Origin of the sequence: Marinobacter vinifirmus, from assembly GCF_002258215.1 — a bacterium.
Taxonomy (GTDB): Bacteria; Pseudomonadota; Gammaproteobacteria; order Pseudomonadales; family Oleiphilaceae; genus Marinobacter; species Marinobacter vinifirmus.
Window position 1 is genome coordinate 252,894 of the sequence record NZ_NEFY01000001.1, and the last position, 15,298, is coordinate 268,191.

Annotated in this window: 17 protein-coding genes; 12 read left to right on the forward strand and 5 right to left on the reverse strand. The window is 53.8% G+C overall.

Annotated elements, in window-relative coordinates:
- Positions 1-23 precede the first annotated feature (23 nt).
- From ureA to B9Q17_RS01185, 7 genes are all read left to right on the forward strand, one after another.
- On the forward strand, positions 24-326 hold the full coding sequence (ureA, locus tag B9Q17_RS01155) for an urease subunit gamma (RefSeq protein WP_094623769.1): 303 nt from the start codon (positions 24-26) through the stop codon (positions 324-326).
- Positions 327-336: 10 nt separating this feature from the next.
- Positions 337-654 carry an urease subunit beta gene (locus B9Q17_RS01160; RefSeq protein WP_094623770.1) on the forward strand — a complete coding sequence of 106 codons (318 nt, stop codon included), beginning with the start codon at positions 337-339 and terminating at the stop codon, positions 652-654.
- 148 nt (positions 655-802) lie between these two features.
- On the forward strand, positions 803-2,506 hold the full coding sequence (gene ureC / locus B9Q17_RS01165) for an urease subunit alpha (protein WP_094623771.1): 1,704 nt from the start codon (positions 803-805) through the stop codon (positions 2,504-2,506).
- A gap of 65 nt (positions 2,507-2,571) precedes the next feature.
- On the forward strand, positions 2,572-3,147 hold the full coding sequence (gene ureE / locus B9Q17_RS01170; protein WP_094623772.1) for an urease accessory protein UreE: 576 nt from the start codon (positions 2,572-2,574) through the stop codon (positions 3,145-3,147).
- Positions 3,119-3,847 (forward strand): urease accessory protein UreF, encoded by a 729-nt coding sequence (locus tag B9Q17_RS01175; protein ID WP_094623773.1) that lies wholly within the window; start codon positions 3,119-3,121, stop codon positions 3,845-3,847. Before ureE ends, B9Q17_RS01175 begins: the two co-directional genes overlap by 29 nt.
- 26 nt (positions 3,848-3,873) lie before the next feature.
- On the forward strand, positions 3,874-4,512 hold the full coding sequence (gene ureG / locus B9Q17_RS01180) for an urease accessory protein UreG (protein WP_094623774.1): 639 nt from the start codon (positions 3,874-3,876) through the stop codon (positions 4,510-4,512).
- Positions 4,513-4,685: 173 nt separating this feature from the next.
- On the forward strand, positions 4,686-5,261 hold the full coding sequence (locus B9Q17_RS01185) for a HupE/UreJ family protein (RefSeq protein ID WP_094623775.1): 576 nt from the start codon (positions 4,686-4,688) through the stop codon (positions 5,259-5,261).
- 141 nt (positions 5,262-5,402) lie between these two features.
- On the opposite strand, the gene B9Q17_RS01190 is transcribed toward B9Q17_RS01185, so the two are convergent.
- From B9Q17_RS01190 to B9Q17_RS01200, 3 genes are read right to left on the reverse strand one after another with little or no spacing between them, the layout of a single operon-like run.
- A complete protein-coding gene (locus tag B9Q17_RS01190; RefSeq protein ID WP_094623776.1) occupies positions 5,403-6,644 on the reverse strand; it encodes a phosphorylase family protein in 1,242 nt (413 codons plus the stop codon).
- Between the two features lie 4 nt (positions 6,645-6,648).
- Positions 6,649-7,101: a response regulator gene (locus B9Q17_RS01195; protein ID WP_094623777.1), complete on the reverse strand. Its 453-nt coding sequence runs from the start codon at positions 7,099-7,101 to the stop codon at positions 6,649-6,651.
- Positions 7,082-10,537 carry a hypothetical protein gene (locus B9Q17_RS01200; RefSeq protein WP_094623778.1) on the reverse strand — a complete coding sequence of 1,152 codons (3,456 nt, stop codon included), beginning with the start codon at positions 10,535-10,537 and terminating at the stop codon, positions 7,082-7,084. The genes B9Q17_RS01195 and B9Q17_RS01200 overlap by 20 nt, the downstream gene beginning before the upstream one ends.
- Before the next feature lie 454 nt (positions 10,538-10,991).
- Here B9Q17_RS01200 and B9Q17_RS17970 point away from each other — a divergent pair, with 454 nt between their 5' ends.
- Positions 10,992-11,129 (forward strand): hypothetical protein, encoded by a 138-nt coding sequence (locus B9Q17_RS17970; RefSeq protein ID WP_154707603.1) that lies wholly within the window; start codon positions 10,992-10,994, stop codon positions 11,127-11,129.
- A 206-nt stretch (positions 11,130-11,335) separates the two neighbouring features.
- Positions 11,336-11,713 carry a thiol-disulfide oxidoreductase DCC family protein gene (locus B9Q17_RS01205; protein ID WP_094623779.1) on the forward strand — a complete coding sequence of 126 codons (378 nt, stop codon included), beginning with the start codon at positions 11,336-11,338 and terminating at the stop codon, positions 11,711-11,713.
- A gap of 11 nt (positions 11,714-11,724) precedes the next feature.
- Here B9Q17_RS01205 and B9Q17_RS01210 read toward each other — a convergent pair whose 3' ends face one another.
- Positions 11,725-12,507, reverse strand: a complete 783-nt coding sequence (locus tag B9Q17_RS01210) for a bestrophin family protein (protein ID WP_208618748.1) — start codon at positions 12,505-12,507, stop codon at positions 11,725-11,727.
- A gap of 530 nt (positions 12,508-13,037) precedes the next feature.
- Between B9Q17_RS01210 and trxC the strand changes: the two genes are divergently transcribed.
- Positions 13,038-13,478 (forward strand): thioredoxin TrxC, encoded by a 441-nt coding sequence (gene trxC, locus B9Q17_RS01215; protein WP_094623780.1) that lies wholly within the window; start codon positions 13,038-13,040, stop codon positions 13,476-13,478.
- Positions 13,479-13,505: 27 nt separating this feature from the next.
- A complete protein-coding gene (locus tag B9Q17_RS01220) occupies positions 13,506-13,808 on the forward strand; it encodes a hypothetical protein (protein ID WP_094623781.1) in 303 nt (100 codons plus the stop codon).
- A 234-nt stretch (positions 13,809-14,042) separates the two neighbouring features.
- Here B9Q17_RS01220 and B9Q17_RS01225 read toward each other — a convergent pair whose 3' ends face one another.
- Positions 14,043-14,603, reverse strand: coding sequence for an LOG family protein (locus B9Q17_RS01225; protein ID WP_094623782.1), 561 nt, complete (start codon positions 14,601-14,603; stop codon positions 14,043-14,045).
- Between the two features lie 336 nt (positions 14,604-14,939).
- On the opposite strand from B9Q17_RS01225, the gene B9Q17_RS01230 reads away from it, so the two are divergent.
- A complete protein-coding gene (locus B9Q17_RS01230; protein ID WP_023011218.1) occupies positions 14,940-15,269 on the forward strand; it encodes a YMGG-like glycine zipper-containing protein in 330 nt (109 codons plus the stop codon).
- Positions 15,270-15,298 lie beyond the last annotated feature (29 nt).

Genomic DNA, 15,298 nt, shown 5'->3' on the forward strand with positions numbered 1-15,298 from the left:
CATAAGAGACAACGGAGTCATCCATGGAACTCACCCCCAGAGACAAAGACAAGCTGCTGCTGTTCACCGCCGCCCTGCTGGCCGAACGCCGCAAAGCCAAAGGCCTGAAACTGAACTACCCCGAAGCGGTGGCCCTGATCAGCGCCGAAATCATGGAAGGCGCCCGCGACGGCCGCTCCGTGGCTGAACTGATGAGCGCCGGCACCGAAATCCTCACCCGCGAAGACGTGATGGACGGCGTCGCCGACATGGTGCACGAAGTCCAGGTGGAAGCCACCTTCCCGGACGGCACCAAACTGGTCACCGTCCACAACCCGATTGTTTGAGGAACGCGCCATGACCCCCGGTGAATACCAACTCAAAGACGGCGACATCGAACTCTGCGCCGGCCGCGAACGCATCCAGCTGGACGTGGCCAACACCGGCGACCGCCCGGTGCAGATCGGCTCCCACTACCACTTCGCCGAAGCCAACCCCGCCCTGGACTTCGATCGCGCCAAGGCCCGCGGCTACCGCCTGGACGTGGCCGCCGGCACCGCCATTCGCTTTGAACCCGGCCAGACCCGGTCTGTGACGCTGATTCCGTTTGCAGGAAAGCGAGAAATTTATGGCTTCCGGGGTGAAGTAATGGGGCGTTTGGACTCCACGAACTAAGTCTGAGGTCCGGCGGGGGTTGCCCTTCCGGGAATGTGCGGAGGCATGGATGCCGGAGAACAAGCGCCACATGGATGTGCCGTAAGGAGCGTTTCCCGGAAGGGCAACCCCCGCCGGGCCGGGCACAAAGGTTACAACGAGGAATAAGATGAAAATCAGCAGACAAGCCTACGCCGACATGTACGGCCCCACCGTAGGGGATCGCGTCCGCCTGGGCGACACCGAGTTGTGGATTGAAGTGGAAGAAGACCACACCCACTACGGCGACGAAGTAAAATTCGGCGGCGGCAAAGTCATCCGCGACGGCATGGGCCAGAGCCAGCGCTGCGACCACGAAGTGATGGACACCGTCATCACCAACGCCCTCATCCTCGACTGGTGGGGCATCGTCAAAGCCGACGTGGGCATCCAGAAAGGCCGCATCGCCGCCATCGGCAAAGCCGGCAACCCGGACACCCAGCCAGACGTCACCATCGTCATCGGCCCCGGCACCGAAATCATCGCCGGCGAAGGCAAAATCCTCACCGCTGGCGGCATCGACCCCCACATCCACTTCATCTGCCCCCAGCAGGTAGAAGAAGCCCTGATGAGCGGCGTGACCACCATGCTCGGCGGCGGCACCGGCCCGGCCACTGGCACCAACGCCACCACCTGTACTCCGGGCCCCTGGCACATCGGCAAGATGCTGCAGGCCGTGGACAGCCTGCCCATGAACATCGGCTTCCTGGGCAAAGGCAACGCCAGCCTGCCGGAAGCGCTGGAGCTGCAGGTAAAAGCCGGCGTGATCGGCCTCAAACTGCACGAAGACTGGGGCACCACCCCGGTCAGCATCGACAACTGCCTGACCGTGGCCGACCAGTACGACATCCAGGTGGCCATCCACACCGACACCCTGAACGAATCCGGCTTTGTGGAAGACACTCTGGCCGCCTTCAAAGGCCGCTGCATTCACACCTTCCACACCGAAGGCGCCGGCGGCGGCCACGCCCCGGACATCATTACCGCCTGCTCAAAGGACTACGTACTGCCGTCGTCCACCAACCCGACCCGGCCCTACACCGTGAACACCATCGACGAACACCTGGATATGCTGATGGTGTGCCACCACCTGGACCCGAACATTCCGGAAGACGTGGCCTTCGCCGATTCCCGCATCCGCCGGGAAACCATCGCGGCGGAAGACATCCTGCACGATATGGGCGTGATCTCCATGATCTCCTCGGATTCCCAGGCCATGGGCCGGGTGGGCGAGGTGATCTGCCGCACCTGGCAAACCGCCCACAAGATGAAAGTGCAGCGCGGCCTGCTGCCGGAAGACCAGGAACGCGGCGCCGATAACTTCCGCGCCAAACGCTACATCGCCAAGTACACCATCAACTCTGCCATCACCCACGGCATCGCCCATGAGGTGGGCTCGGTGGAAGTGGGCAAGCTGGCCGACCTGGTGTTGTGGAGCCCGGCCTTTTTCGGCGTGAAGCCGGCCTGCATCCTCAAGGGCGGGATGATTGCCGCCGCCCCCATGGGCGACCCGAATGCCTCCATCCCCACGCCGCAGCCGGTGCACTATCGCCCCATGTTTGGCGCTTTCGGCAAAGCCGCCAGTGCCACGCGCCTGAGTTTTGTCAGCCAGGCTGCGCTGGACGCCAATATTGGCAAAGAACTGGGGCTGGACAGCCCGCTCTCCGCCTGCAAAGGCGTGCGGAGCGTGCGCAAGCAAGACATGAAACTGAACGACGCCTGCCCGCACCTGACCGTAGACCCGCAAACCTACGAAGTGCACGCCGATGGCGAATTGCTCACCTGCGAGCCAGCGACCGAACTGCCCCTGGCCCAGCGCTACCACCTTTTTTAATCAAGACAGCTCAAGGCTGCTTTTTAAGCAAGACAGCTCAAGGCTGCTGTGAGAGGAACGAACAGATGTTGGAACTGATAAAACGCATCACCCACGTAGACGCCAGCGAAATCCACGACAACCTGGTGCTGCCCTACGAGCTGCGCATTCGCGGCCGCCTGCGGGCCACCACCGAAACCAACCTGGACGTGGGCCTGTTTCTGGACCGAGGCCCGGTGCTGAGAGATGGCGACCTGCTGGAAGCGAAATCCGGCGAGATCATCCGCATTCGCGCTGCCGAGGAGCGTGTGGTCACCGCCCGCGTAGAAACCGGCCTGCCGTTGGCCCGCTTGTGTTACCACCTGGGCAACCGCCACGTCACCCTGGCGATCGGTGAAGACGAGCAGGGCGCCTTCGTGCGCTTTCCGCCCGATCACGTATTGGAAGGGCTGGCCGAACGCCTGGGCGCCACCGTAGTGCACCACACCGCCACCTTCGACCCGGAACCCGGAGCCTACAACCAGGCCGGCCAGGGCCATTCGCACGGTCATAGCCATGGCCATTCCCACGCGGACTCTCATGAGCACTTGCACGGTAAAAGCCATGACCACACTCACGCTGCTGGACATACCCATGCTCACGGCCACAAACACACCCACTGAGCCCGCAGCCATGGCGGGTGAGGGCGAACCCGGCGGCGACCTGGCTTTGCTGGGGCTGATGCAGCTGGTCAGCCCGGCTTTGCCCATCGGCGCCTTTGCCTGGTCCCAGGGCCTGGAAAGTGCCTTTGAGCTGGGTTGGGTGAACAACGAAGCGGAACTGGCCCGGTGGATTGAAGGCGTACTGGAAGACGGCCTGAGCCGGTGTGAACTGCCATTACTGGCCCGGCTGCAAACCGCCTGGGCGAACGACGACGGCGCCAGCATCGCGCACTGGAACCAGTGGCTGCACGCCACCCGGGAAACCGCCGAACTGAGCGACGAAGACACCCGCCTGGGCGGTGCCCTTAAAACCCTGCTGGGCAACCTCAACCTGCTGCCGGAGAGAACCCTGATTCCGGCCGAGCCAGGCTACATCACCCTGTTTGCCTGGGCCGCCCAGATGCGCCGGGTGCCGGTGCGGCAAACCCTGCTGGGCTTTGCCTGGGCCTGGCTGGAAAACCAGCTGGCGGTGGCCTGCAAAGCCTTGCCCCTGGGCCACACCGCCGCCCAACGGATTATCGAACAACTGCGCCCGGCCCTGGTGATTGCCACCGACCAGGCGCTGGCACGGCAAGACCACGAACTCGGGCCCATCCTGCCGGGCCTCGCGCTCGGCAGTGCCCTGCATGAAACCCAGTATTCACGGCTTTTCAGAAGCTGAATAAAAAACATCAAGGAGATACAGCCATGACACATTGTCTGAGAGTAGGCGTCGGCGGCCCGGTCGGGTCTGGTAAAACCGCATTGCTACGCCAGCTATGCACCGCCCTGCGGGACCACTACGACATCGCCGTGGTCACCAACGACATCTACACCCGGGAAGACGCCGACTTCCTGCTGCGCCACGAAGCCCTGGCCGCAGACCGCATCCTGGGCGTGGAAACTGGCGGTTGCCCGCACACGGCCATTCGCGAGGATGCCTCTATGAACCTGGCGGCCATTGACGACCTCCAGCGCCGCCATCCGGATCTGGAGTTGGTGCTGGTGGAATCCGGCGGCGACAACCTATCCGCCACCTTCAGTCCGGAGCTGAGCGACCTCACCCTGTACGTGATCGACGTGTCCGCCGGCGACAAGATCCCCCGCAAAGGTGGCCCCGGCATCACCAAATCCGACCTGCTGATCATCAACAAGATCGACATTGCCGAACAGGTACACGCCTCCCTGGACGTAATGGAGCGGGACAGCAAAAAAATGCGCGGCGAACGCCCCTTCGTGTTCACCAACCTGTACGACGGGGTAGGGCTGGACACCATCATCAGCTTCATTCTGGAGCGGGGCATGCTGCCGGAGCGACGCCCACACAAGACTGCTGAGACCGCCTGAGGCTCTGGTGAGGCGAATGGCGTCGTTACTCCGGTGCTCAAAAGCGGTCCTACCAGTAGGTATGTCCCGCTTCCTGCGCTCCGGGGCGCCTAGCCCTTCACCACACCAGAACCTAAGGCTCGTGCAACACAGTGAATTTCGAGATACCGCATACACGAATTGGGAGAATTGATATGAAACTCGTAACGAAATTGCTCAGTGCCGCCGCGCTGCTGACCGCCTCCGCCACCGCCATGGCCCACCCCGGCCACACCGAAGGCGGCTTCACCAGCGGCCTGCTGCACCCCATGCTAGGCCTGGATCACTTGCTGGCTATGGCCGCCATCGGCTTCTGGAGCGTGCGCCAGAGCAAACTCATGAAAAACGCCACCCCCGCCTTCGTGATCGGCGGCATGGTATTCGGCGCCGCCCTGGCCTGGGGCGGCCTGAGCCTGCCGGGCGTGGAAACAGGGATTACCTTCTCCGTGCTGGTCGCCGGTATCCTCATCGCCACCCTGGCCAAACTGTCGACGGCTGTGGGTGGCACTCTGGTTGGCGCGTTCATGCTGTTTCATGGCTTCGCCCATGGTGCGGAAATGCCCGAGGGCGCCACGCTGGCGGCCTACCTGGCAGGCTTCTCAATCGCCACGCTGGCCATCACGCTGGTTGGGCGTGGGCTGGGTATTTTGATGATGAAGGCGGATAGCCGGTTTAGTCGGGGGATTGGGGGCGTGGTGGCGGTTGCGGGGGGATACCTCGCAGCTGCCTAATACGCACTTTGAAGCTCTCGAAAAGCAGAGAAGAAAGCCTCCCGGGAAACCGGCCGGCTTTCTTGTTATCCATTCTTTCCCAATGACTACGCCCAAGCGCGTATTGAGGTTGCTGGGTTTGAAAAAGTCTATCTCTGTTTGCTATAGATCTTCACCGATAAAGAAGCGAAGCGCTAGGTGATAAATGAATGCGGAGCTTGCATAGGCTGCATAATCATGAAAATCATCTGCTTTATCTTCGTCGCCGAAATCGCAAACAGCTTTTATCGAAATGCACCGCGGTCTAGGTTCAGCGGCGAGCTGCGCTGCTGTGAAGACAGCATACGATTCCATTTCTATACCCACTAAATTTTTATGTAAGCCTCTTACGTCATCGACTAGCTCCTTAGCCTGTAATACGGACGCCCCACTCGCCATAGCGTCTATTAATACACTCGGTGGGGTTTCTGGTTTGTTCCCGGTATATTTGTTATAGATATCTTCAATCAGGTTCTTATCCCTTGATAGCTCTTTTGCGTTAGCACGCAAAGTTTCATCTAAACGAAATTGATACTGAGCGGGCTTAAATCGAACGCGATTCTGATCCTTGTCGAACGACCACTTCCCAGACCCCCAGTCAAAGCACGGGTCTGCGATCAGGATATCACCGAGCTCAGATTTATCTCTAACACCGGCGCATATACCCGCCATACACACGGTTTTCGGTCTAAAATTATGAATCAACTTTGATGTAAGAACAGCGGAGGACGGCATTCCCATTTGGGGAGCCGATGCCGCAATTACGCTCAGCTTCTTACCCCCTTGTTGGAAAGTGCCATGAAAGTACGGAGTGGCGTCGTAAGGCACATGAATCTGCTGCCACTGTCCGGGAAGCGCTAAGATCTTATCAAGCTCCTCCTCTAGCCCAGTAATAATTGCAAGATCAATATGATAGTTGTGACCGTCATTAAAAAAAGGAGGCTTCTTCTGCTCCAAAAGGTATAAAACGGCGTTCTCTAAGGACTCACGCCACTTCGTGTCCTGGTATGAAAATCTCACCAGTTTCCAGAGTGGAGAGGAAAACTCTTCCTCAGCTAAGGATTCTGAAACTTCGTAAGCTGTCAGACCTACTAGATAAGCCGGAGCATTAGCCGAGTGATTATTTTTGATATAGCTTAGGACTTCTAACCCACCATCTTGTGATACCGATGATTCTGGCCTTTTAGGAAGGTTTATATCTAATATGATCAAGTCGTACCTAGTTGATTTTATTAACTTCTTGGCTGAGAGAGCGTCAGAAGCGTGTTGTACTTCCACAGAGTCCGTATAGTTTTCCGGCATGACCGCGGTAGTGATTGTTCGTCGTTTTTCATGTTCATCATCAATTATCAGGACCTTAATCATAAGCTTAAACCGAAGACCTCAAAATATGCCGAAGATTAGCCGTCCAAGCTGAACCGCTCTGATCAAAATAGACACTTCCAAGAAAAAAATCCGGAAACTCCTCCCAGCACTGATCGGTAAGTTCTTCAAAACCGACTTTTTCACTACCCTCGCCAAAGGATTCCAGCTGGGTTATAACAATTACTTTGGAATTTATATTAAAAAGCTTCATTTTCCTCATTATGTCATACCCTCCTAACGGTCTAGATCGGCCCTCTCGTACGTTAGGTCTTCGATCAAAGGTGGGAAGTGTCATGTCCAGTAGAATAAGATCTGGAGGCGCTTCCTTGATCGCCTTTAGGCCTGAATTAAAACTATAATAAAATGAAACTTTGGAGGAAGTAGGCATTTCATCGTTTAAAAAAGATTTTATCTTTTCAACTTTTACGAGGTTGTCCTCAATGATGTAGATTTTCATCTCGTTCGCCCATCATTTCTAGTGTAAGCTTAGTTTCGAAGTTGCCTGAGTCGTGGACGGAAAGGTCTATTGAGTGACTGATTTTCAGGTTAAATTCACAGATCCTCCAAATTTTTGAAAGACCGGATCCGCCCTCTTTTCTTGCCATCCTCAACGCCGAGTCCGCTTTATAGTTTTCCATTGCCCGATTTGCAGCTTTCTTCCTTTCCTCTAAATCAACGTCTTGGGAAAGGCTGTTAGAACATTCAATAAGGAGCGTTCCATTATTGAAATTAGCGTTAATCTCTATAAGCGGTGTGTCATTTGTATATCCGCTATGAATAACGCAGTTTTGGAGCAGAATGAATAATATTTCACACAGGCCGTCAAGATAAATACCTTGAAACTTTGTTTTGCTAGTTTCGAGATAAAGTTTTGGCTTTACGTTATGGGTAACATAACAGTTTTGGACTTGTTGAAGCGCCACATGTATCGCTGTTTCAAATTCAAACGGATCCCTAGAAAGATCAGTTGGCTTCTGAAACCACTCAACCACATCTTCTACTGCCGAATCAAAGGCAGTCCTAGCTCGTGCGGTTGCGTCAATTAAAGGCGCTGCATCTTGGTGTGAAATTTTGGATTCTATATTCTTTATTAAGTTGTCCAGCGCATTATTGATATTCTTTGCCGCTACAGATTTTATGTCCGCGCGTATACTGTCAAGTGACTGAGTAGTAAGATCCCAGCAATGGGACAAAAACAGGTCTATTAATTCCTCAGGTTTTGTTTCCTCGGAGATAGAATGCTCCAATTTTTTTAGTTGCTCTTCAGATGCGTCAAAGCTAAAAAGCCCCTGCTCGTTGCCAGTAACATTAATATGAAGCTTGCGTTGAAGATAAACCCGTATTACTTCGTCGAACTTTTGTGTAAAGCGTATTAGGCATTTTCGAATATGAGCTTGCTGCGAAGCTGATACGGAAGCAAAGAAGGCTTGCCAGCGCCTGGGTATTGTCCATTCGCCATCCTCAGAACTGCACAGAAGCCCCTCCAAAGCGAAAGGACCGCGCAGATGTCCTTCAAATGAACCGTGCCTAATAGAAGTACTTACATGGGTGTCAAGACCATAGGCTGGATTGAAAGCAAACTCTGATGCTACGTCCAGAAGCATTGCAGAAAAAAGGCTTTCTCGTTCTGAAGCAGGAAGTTTTACATTTCTAAATTCTGGGTGTCCTCTATCATTCAACCTGTCTCCGATCCATTTAGACAGCTTCTCTGCCTGATAAGCAAGATTCGGTGATTTTAATAGTTCTTGATATCTTTTAAGGTAATCTCGTAACGATGGTTCGATTACCATTCGAATTCCGGGCTCATCAACGAATATTTTGCTAATCTGGATCTTGGAAAGAAGCGTTGCTACGTTTCTGTCTCTGGTAAGGTTCCGTATTTCATTTAGATAAGTTTTCGAATTTAGAATATCTATGGAAAGTAGCTTTTGACATACGGCTATTCTTTCGGACTCTATTTCATCAACGGAGTCAAAGTGTGTTGTGTCATCCATTATTCGAGGAGTGCAGACATTTCTCAAAAAGAAGATGAATACTTCTTGCTTTTCTTTGGACTCCGGCTCTTGGATTTCAGATGGCTTAGTAGTATTGTTTGCATCTAGCACGTTTTCATATACATCTGAAATGTGTTTTTCGAATTTTGAATAACCTTCCCGTGTTGAAATGAACAGCAATACGGCTAATACCGGATCACTTAGTAGATCCTCTTGATTGAGGCACTGTTTGCATAATTCAGACAAAGGGTAGGTGTCTGCGGTAGAGGGTTTTTCTATTATTTGCCGAACGGCTAGATCGGCAGATTGCTTGACAAGGCCAGCGGAAAAAAATGCGTTGAATAGATATCGCCGTGATGTTTCTACTACAAAGGGAATTTCTGAACGCCCAGCCTCTTTGTACAATGCGATTGCGTTTTGATGCCTATTGTGCAAAATTTCAGAGTGCGCGGAGTATAAGTTCTTCCTATACTCTGGCATGTCTAGTGTATCTAATGGATTTTGGTTGTGCTGAGGGTCTGTAATTAGAGAATGACGTAAAATCAGCGAAGACGAATTAGGGTTGATTTGGCGAAGTTCTTTTTCTAGCTCATTTTTTGAAAAAGAAGTTGCGATAACCGAGCTGCACCAGGGGTCTCCGAGTTCTGTATTCAATGCGACGATGTTGTCGACTTCAGTATACTGTTCGATGAATATATGGTCGTGAGATCGCTCGAGGAAGCCTTGAATTTGGAAAGAAAATTCATGGTCGAAAATGAAGAGCGAAAGTTTTTTTAGTTTCTGTTTACTGCTCGAAGCCTCCTTGGTTAACGTAATTATTTGAAACATTTCGTAAATTATTACGTTTAGCAAGGAGCTTTTGGAGGGTTTTGTTGGGCACGCGTTTAAAAGGGCCCAAGACCGTGCAATTAGCTCTAAGTTAATTTTTTCATCATAAATTACTTTAAGGTATTTTCCTTCCGTATATAGATCGTAAATACGTGTGTCGGTTTCGTCTTGTGGTATGCTGCCTGAACCAAATATGTAGGCTATTCGTCGTAAGCGAGCATCGCCAGTAGATGATAATTTTTCGATTATGTTTGATAGAGCTTTGTTGTGAATGACTTTTTCTTTCGAAATTTGTACTTGGAGTACTGATACAAATGCTTCGTATCTGTCAATGATGGCGTATGGTTCGCACCAAGACAGGGGTATCTCTGGCCGAGTTATTTTTGTTAAATCATAAGGCAGTAACGTATAGCGTATAAAATCAGCGATTTCGCCGCCTGCCAATAGATCAGAAAGATCATTTTCGAGAGTTGAGAAAGAGATATTTTCTTCTGATCGCAAACTTATCCAGTATGCTAAGAATGCAATTGGTTGGCTTAGCTCCTTGATTGATATGAGACTCTCCAAATAGTCCTTTTGTTCTTTTAGGCCACCGAGAAGTTGCAGGACTTGTATTCGTTTTCCTATTAGCCAAAGTGAGATCCCGAACTCAGCTTCAACTTTATCTAATTCTTTTTGAGCATGCTCTAGCTGGCCAAATATGAAATGCGAGTGAAAGCTTTGCTTTAGTTGGTAGAACCGTTCAAGTTTCTCTAGGTGGGAGCATAGTATTGTGCCCGTCCATATGAGTTCTCCCTCTGGCGAGACTGTTTCTAAGCGAGCATGGTCTTGATAGTCCGCGACAGACTTCGGAAAATTTGTTACCGATAGAGCATGACGTAAAACGCGGTCCTTCTTGACTAGGTCAATTACGGTTGGGTAGTTTTCTGCGGCAGTGAATGCTCGGGCTTGGGACAAACCGCTGCGAATTGATTTTGCCCGATGAACCAGTCTTTGGAAGCTCTGCGTGACGTTTCTGGAGTGCTTTGAAGCGCTTTGTCGTTGTCTTTTTGATTTTTTGCTTTTTGGCATACTGCATCCGTTCGACGCCCAATTAGAAAACGGAAGCACTGAAGTGTGCCCCGGTTTTAGTCAGTCTTAGCACGTTACAGAAGGGTTTTTCGAGCGAAAAGCCACTCTGCCAGTGCTGTTTTCCTAGCAATCGTGAACGCAGACTCGACTATTTTCAACTCGTTTCTGCGCTGAACGGTCTGACTTGGAGATGAAAAATCGGAGAGATCTGAGACAGATTTATTTTTAGGTTTTTAACATCGGTGAGAACTATTCCTAAAGCATACGAAGGAAGTCATTCTGGGTCTTTGCTTGTCCATACCCGGTCAATAATCTCACATGACGCATCTAACCTAACCGTCAACGCCACCGGCCTAGGCTGAAGGATCATCGGTGACTTGATGGACTTACCCCGATACTGCTGGGCTTCTACTTCTATGGCACCCGGCTCATACAGAGTGCCGGCGACAACCCTATGTGGTACCCCTCCGTTACCAGCGATACCCGGCAGGACGAGCCGGAGAGCGAGAGCAGCTTGCCATCATTGAGCCGTCTCTGGACCGAATTCCTGGTGCTCTACGGGCTTGGTGTGGTGCTGATGTTTGCTGGCTGAATAGCGGCGTCATCCATTAGCAATGAGCTATCTGAGACTCACGAACGAAAAGCATGCGAGCTAAGCAATGATCGAAACGTGCCTGGAATTTCAGGGCGATGGTACAGCCTCTCGAGGGTTATGCCTGAGATCCGAAGGGTTAACGGGAGCCACGCAGTGCTTTATCGTGTAGTCAGATGAATGCGATGTAAACAGGGGGGATAGCGATGACGGCACCAGGCGATCAGCTTCGCGTGTTCTACGATGGCGCCTGCCCGAGCTGTGTCAAGGATCGCAGGCTCTATGAACGACTCGCGGGCAGGACCGGCGAATCGGTGGAGTGGGTGGATATCACCGGCCGTGATGAGGAGTTGGAGGAACGTGGTATAGACCCGAAAGCCGCGCTTCAGGAGCTCCATGTGGAAGATGGCCAGGGCAACATCCACCGGGAACTGGATGCCTATATCCTGTTGATGTCGCGGGTCTGGCTGCTGAAACCGCTTGCCTGGCTGATTGGTTTGCCGGTAATTCGGCCAGCGCTGGCGAAGCTGTATCACAAATGGGTGAGCGAGCGGCTGGAGAGAACCGGGCGCAGGCCGTTGTAACTGCCGGGCCCTTACTGCAACTGGTATTTGACCGGCTGCAGCGGTTCGGGCGCCGGGTCGCCCAGGGCTTCGGCAACACTGATTTCATGAATGCGGCAGATGGCATCCAGCGGCAGGTCGTTGGTGTGTCTGCCAAAGGGAAACTCCAGCTGTTCAGACAGGCGATCCAGCCCGAAAAACGTGTAGGCCACGATGGCGGTGAACACCGGCGTAAACCAGCCTGCGACGCCTACCAGCCCGAACGGGAGCAGGTAGCAGAACACATACGCCGTGCGGTGAGCCAGCAGGGTGTAGGCAAAGGGCAACGGGGTGAGGGCAATGCGTTCCGAGGCCGCCTGAATGCCTGCGAGGCCATGAAGGTGCTGGTCTAAGGCCGCGGTTGCTACAGAATCCAGATCGCCCGCCTTGTGGGCTTCGGCGAGTACGTCTCCGGCCCGGTGCAGCATGAAGGCGGCGGGGTTGCGTGTGCTCAGGGCCTGGTCAATGAGTTCGGGTGCCAGTGACCCAGGCAGGTCAGACCGTACATCTTCTCCCCGCAACTGGCCGCGCAGCAGGTGGGCGTGAGCGAGGCATCGGGTCAGAAGTTCCCGGCGTCGCTCCGGGCTCAGGTAAATGGTGCCAGTCCGCGCCAGGCTGCGAAATTCGTACACCATATGCCCCCAGTGTTTTCTGGCTTCCCACCAGCGGTCGTAGGTGGCGGTGTTGCGCACGCTTAAAAAGATGGACAGGGCGATAGCCGGAGTGGGCCGGGGCGCTCGCGAACAATCACGGTTAACACTCCTGGGGTTGATGATGGCCTTGCCTGAGGGTTGGCCGCTGTGATTCCTATGCCTTTTTACGGAGAACCCACTCGTTACACAAGGGGGTAAGCTTTTTTAAGCGAGGGGGGCAGCACTCTGGCCGTTGCCTGGCATTACCCTGTGGTTTCAGGGGCAGCCAGATCAGGCGGCGGATTGGTGGCAGCAGTCACTGTCGCAGGTTGATAGCAGGTAAGTGCTCGAAACTTCGAGAAACTGTTCGATAATCTGTGTCATCAAGATTCCCTCTGATGGTTTATTTGAAATGCAACCTAGTAGTTTGGGGCGCATTCCTATAAATAAACTTCGGAAAACCGAAACACATTGAGACCGCCTGGCGCCGGGGCTGTAAATTCCGACTGTTTTATCGACAGTCCCATGGCGCTTGAGCCTCTGACACCGACTTACTTTGATAGTAGCGGAAAGCGGTTGATGCGTGTTCGTGAGATGCGATTTTTCGTGCCGCTTGATTTCTCTTCTCCTGCCCTGATTATTTCTACCATCAGCCAATCAGAGGCCTGTTCATCATGACTGACGTTCGACACCTGGTATGTCCCCATTGCTACAAAGTGAATCGCGTACCGGCCGACAAGTTGTCCTCCGGCGGCAATTGTGGCGCCTGCAAACAACCGCTTTGGCCGGATCAGGTTCTGGAGCTAACGGAGCAGAACTTTGCTACCCATACCGGGCGTAGCGATCTGCCCGTGTTAGTGGATTTCTGGGCCAGCTGGTGTGGCCCGTGCAAAATGATGGCGCCCCAGTTCGAGCAGGCCGCGAAGGCCTGGCGCGGGAAAGTGCGCTTTGCCAAGCTGAATACGGAACAAGCCCCCGGGCCGGCCGGTCAGTTTGCGATTCGCAGCATACCGACCCTGATTCTGTTCCAGAACGGCCGGGAGGTGGCGCGCCAGAGTGGCGCCATGAATCAGGCCCAGATCAGTCAGTGGCTGCAATCGCAGGGTATTCGCTAGGAAAAATCGGGACAAAGGTGCCTTAGTATGAAGTTTCTGATTATCGGTGTTTTCGTCGCCATCGTGGCTGTCCTGATCTGGCGTAGTAAACAGAACACTGCCCCTGAAGAGCAGGCCTGTGCCATCGACATCGGCAACCTGCTGAAAGCCAATCCGGATGTCCAACCACAGGCCATTGCCGATGTGTTCCAAAAGTACGGCATTGATCAATCTCGGTGTAAGGCTGTGGGCGCGATGGTGATGCCGCAGTTGCGAAAGCAGGGTTTGAAACCGGAAGATGCCAGGATTGCGATGGGGCAGGTGAGGGCGGCTTACCCTCTTGTGCCCTAGGCTGAATCAATTGAATTGATGATCGAAGAACGCTATGGCAGGTGGATGGTCACGAGATTGCCCGTTTTAGCAGCAACTTTCCCGAGCCCTTTTGCTGCGGGGCTTCCGGGCGCTTAATCCGAGGTTTCCAACACAGTTATCCACAGGTTTTGTGAGTAAAGTTCGTGATAAAGCCGGTCAGGAATCAGGCCGACGGTCGTACCGGTCTTCCGGGGCTTGGTTCGGCCCGCCGGTTCAGCTCCACTTCAGTTTGGGCGCTTGGTAGGACTGGATGGCCGAGAGCAGTTGCGCTTCGTTATCCGTGTGGATAATCATCTCGGCATGGTGCGGTTTCAGGAAGCCGGAATCGGTCATGTTCGAGATCATCTCGCACAATTTATCGTAGAAACCATTGACGTTGTAAAAGGCGCAGGGTTTTGCGTGATAGCCGAGTTGAGCCCAGGTCCAGGCTTCGAAGATTTCTTCCAGGGTACCGACGCCGCCGGGCAGGGCCACAAAGGCATCGGCCATTCGGGCCATGGCGGCTTTTCGTTCGTGCATATCAGCAACAATTTTCAGCTCGGTGAGGCCCTGATGGGCCAGCTCCCGATCTTTCAGGTACTCGGGAATCACGCCGTACACTTGGGCGCCCTTTTCCAGAAAGGCGTCTGCGACCACGCCCATCAGGCCGACGTTGCCGCCGCCGTACACCAGATCCACTCCGTTCGTTGCCAGGTAGTGCCCCAGAGCACGGGTTGCCTGGGCGAATTCCGGGTTTTCACCGATGCTTGAACCACAAAATACGGCAATTTTCATGGGTCTTACGAGGCTCCATTGATTCGGTTCAGAGGGTTGAGTGAGTTCTTCACTCTGTTGTGGTTGGTCCGGGCGTCTTTGGGTGCCGGAGCACAATAGAATGCCGCCTCCGGTCTGCCCAGTCTAGCCGTTGACCCTACATCCGAACCCGGAAGCCAGTTGTTAAGGCTTCGTAACCTGTTGAAGTATAAATAAAATGTAAGAGGTGGTGTCTCGTGTGATTCTGTTATTCTCGAATGGTTCAAAACTGACAGGTGCCTGGTGGGGCGCTGAGAACAGGCTCTCCCACCGGCGATACAGGACAAGTCAGACCACCTGAACCATGGGATTTACATCATGAATATGAAATCACTGCTCGTTTTTCTGTCTCTGAGTGCCACCTCGTTGGGTGCCGTTGCGGGTGATACCGCCGACGCCGCGCTGGGTGGAGGTATTGGCGGCGCACTGGGGGCCGCCATCGGCAACGAGGTGGGTGGCAGAGATGGTGCGATTCTTGGCGGTGCTGTCGGTGCGGCAGCGGGAACGGCCGTGACCACCCGGGACCAAAGGGAACACGATCGCGATTATGATTATGATCGCCGTCGGTATGACGATGATCGCAGGTCTTACCGGAAGTCTCGTGGCCATTTCTGCCCACCAGGCCAGGCGAAAAAGGGTAACTGCTGAGACGCTTGTGTGTTTCCGGGCGTAGAGGG

Coding starts and splice junctions, on each gene's coding strand:
- ureA (WP_094623769.1), top strand. CDS start 24: ATGGAACTCACCCCCAGAGACAAAGACAAGCTGCTGCTGTTCACCGCC.
- B9Q17_RS01160 (WP_094623770.1), top strand. CDS start 337: ATGACCCCCGGTGAATACCAACTCAAAGACGGCGACATCGAACTCTGC.
- ureC (WP_094623771.1), top strand. CDS start 803: ATGAAAATCAGCAGACAAGCCTACGCCGACATGTACGGCCCCACCGTA.
- ureE (WP_094623772.1), top strand. CDS start 2,572: ATGTTGGAACTGATAAAACGCATCACCCACGTAGACGCCAGCGAAATC.
- B9Q17_RS01175 (WP_094623773.1), top strand. CDS start 3,119: ATGCTCACGGCCACAAACACACCCACTGAGCCCGCAGCCATGGCGGGT.
- ureG (WP_094623774.1), top strand. CDS start 3,874: ATGACACATTGTCTGAGAGTAGGCGTCGGCGGCCCGGTCGGGTCTGGT.
- B9Q17_RS01185 (WP_094623775.1), top strand. CDS start 4,686: ATGAAACTCGTAACGAAATTGCTCAGTGCCGCCGCGCTGCTGACCGCC.
- B9Q17_RS01190 (WP_094623776.1), bottom strand. CDS start 6,644: ATGATTAAGGTCCTGATAATTGATGATGAACATGAAAAACGACGAACA.
- B9Q17_RS01195 (WP_094623777.1), bottom strand. CDS start 7,101: ATGAAAATCTACATCATTGAGGACAACCTCGTAAAAGTTGAAAAGATA.
- B9Q17_RS01200 (WP_094623778.1), bottom strand. CDS start 10,537: ATGCCAAAAAGCAAAAAATCAAAAAGACAACGACAAAGCGCTTCAAAG.
- B9Q17_RS17970 (WP_154707603.1), top strand. CDS start 10,992: ATGTGGTACCCCTCCGTTACCAGCGATACCCGGCAGGACGAGCCGGAG.
- B9Q17_RS01205 (WP_094623779.1), top strand. CDS start 11,336: ATGACGGCACCAGGCGATCAGCTTCGCGTGTTCTACGATGGCGCCTGC.
- trxC (WP_094623780.1), top strand. CDS start 13,038: ATGACTGACGTTCGACACCTGGTATGTCCCCATTGCTACAAAGTGAAT.
- B9Q17_RS01220 (WP_094623781.1), top strand. CDS start 13,506: ATGAAGTTTCTGATTATCGGTGTTTTCGTCGCCATCGTGGCTGTCCTG.
- B9Q17_RS01225 (WP_094623782.1), bottom strand. CDS start 14,603: ATGAAAATTGCCGTATTTTGTGGTTCAAGCATCGGTGAAAACCCGGAA.
- B9Q17_RS01230 (WP_023011218.1), top strand. CDS start 14,940: ATGAATATGAAATCACTGCTCGTTTTTCTGTCTCTGAGTGCCACCTCG.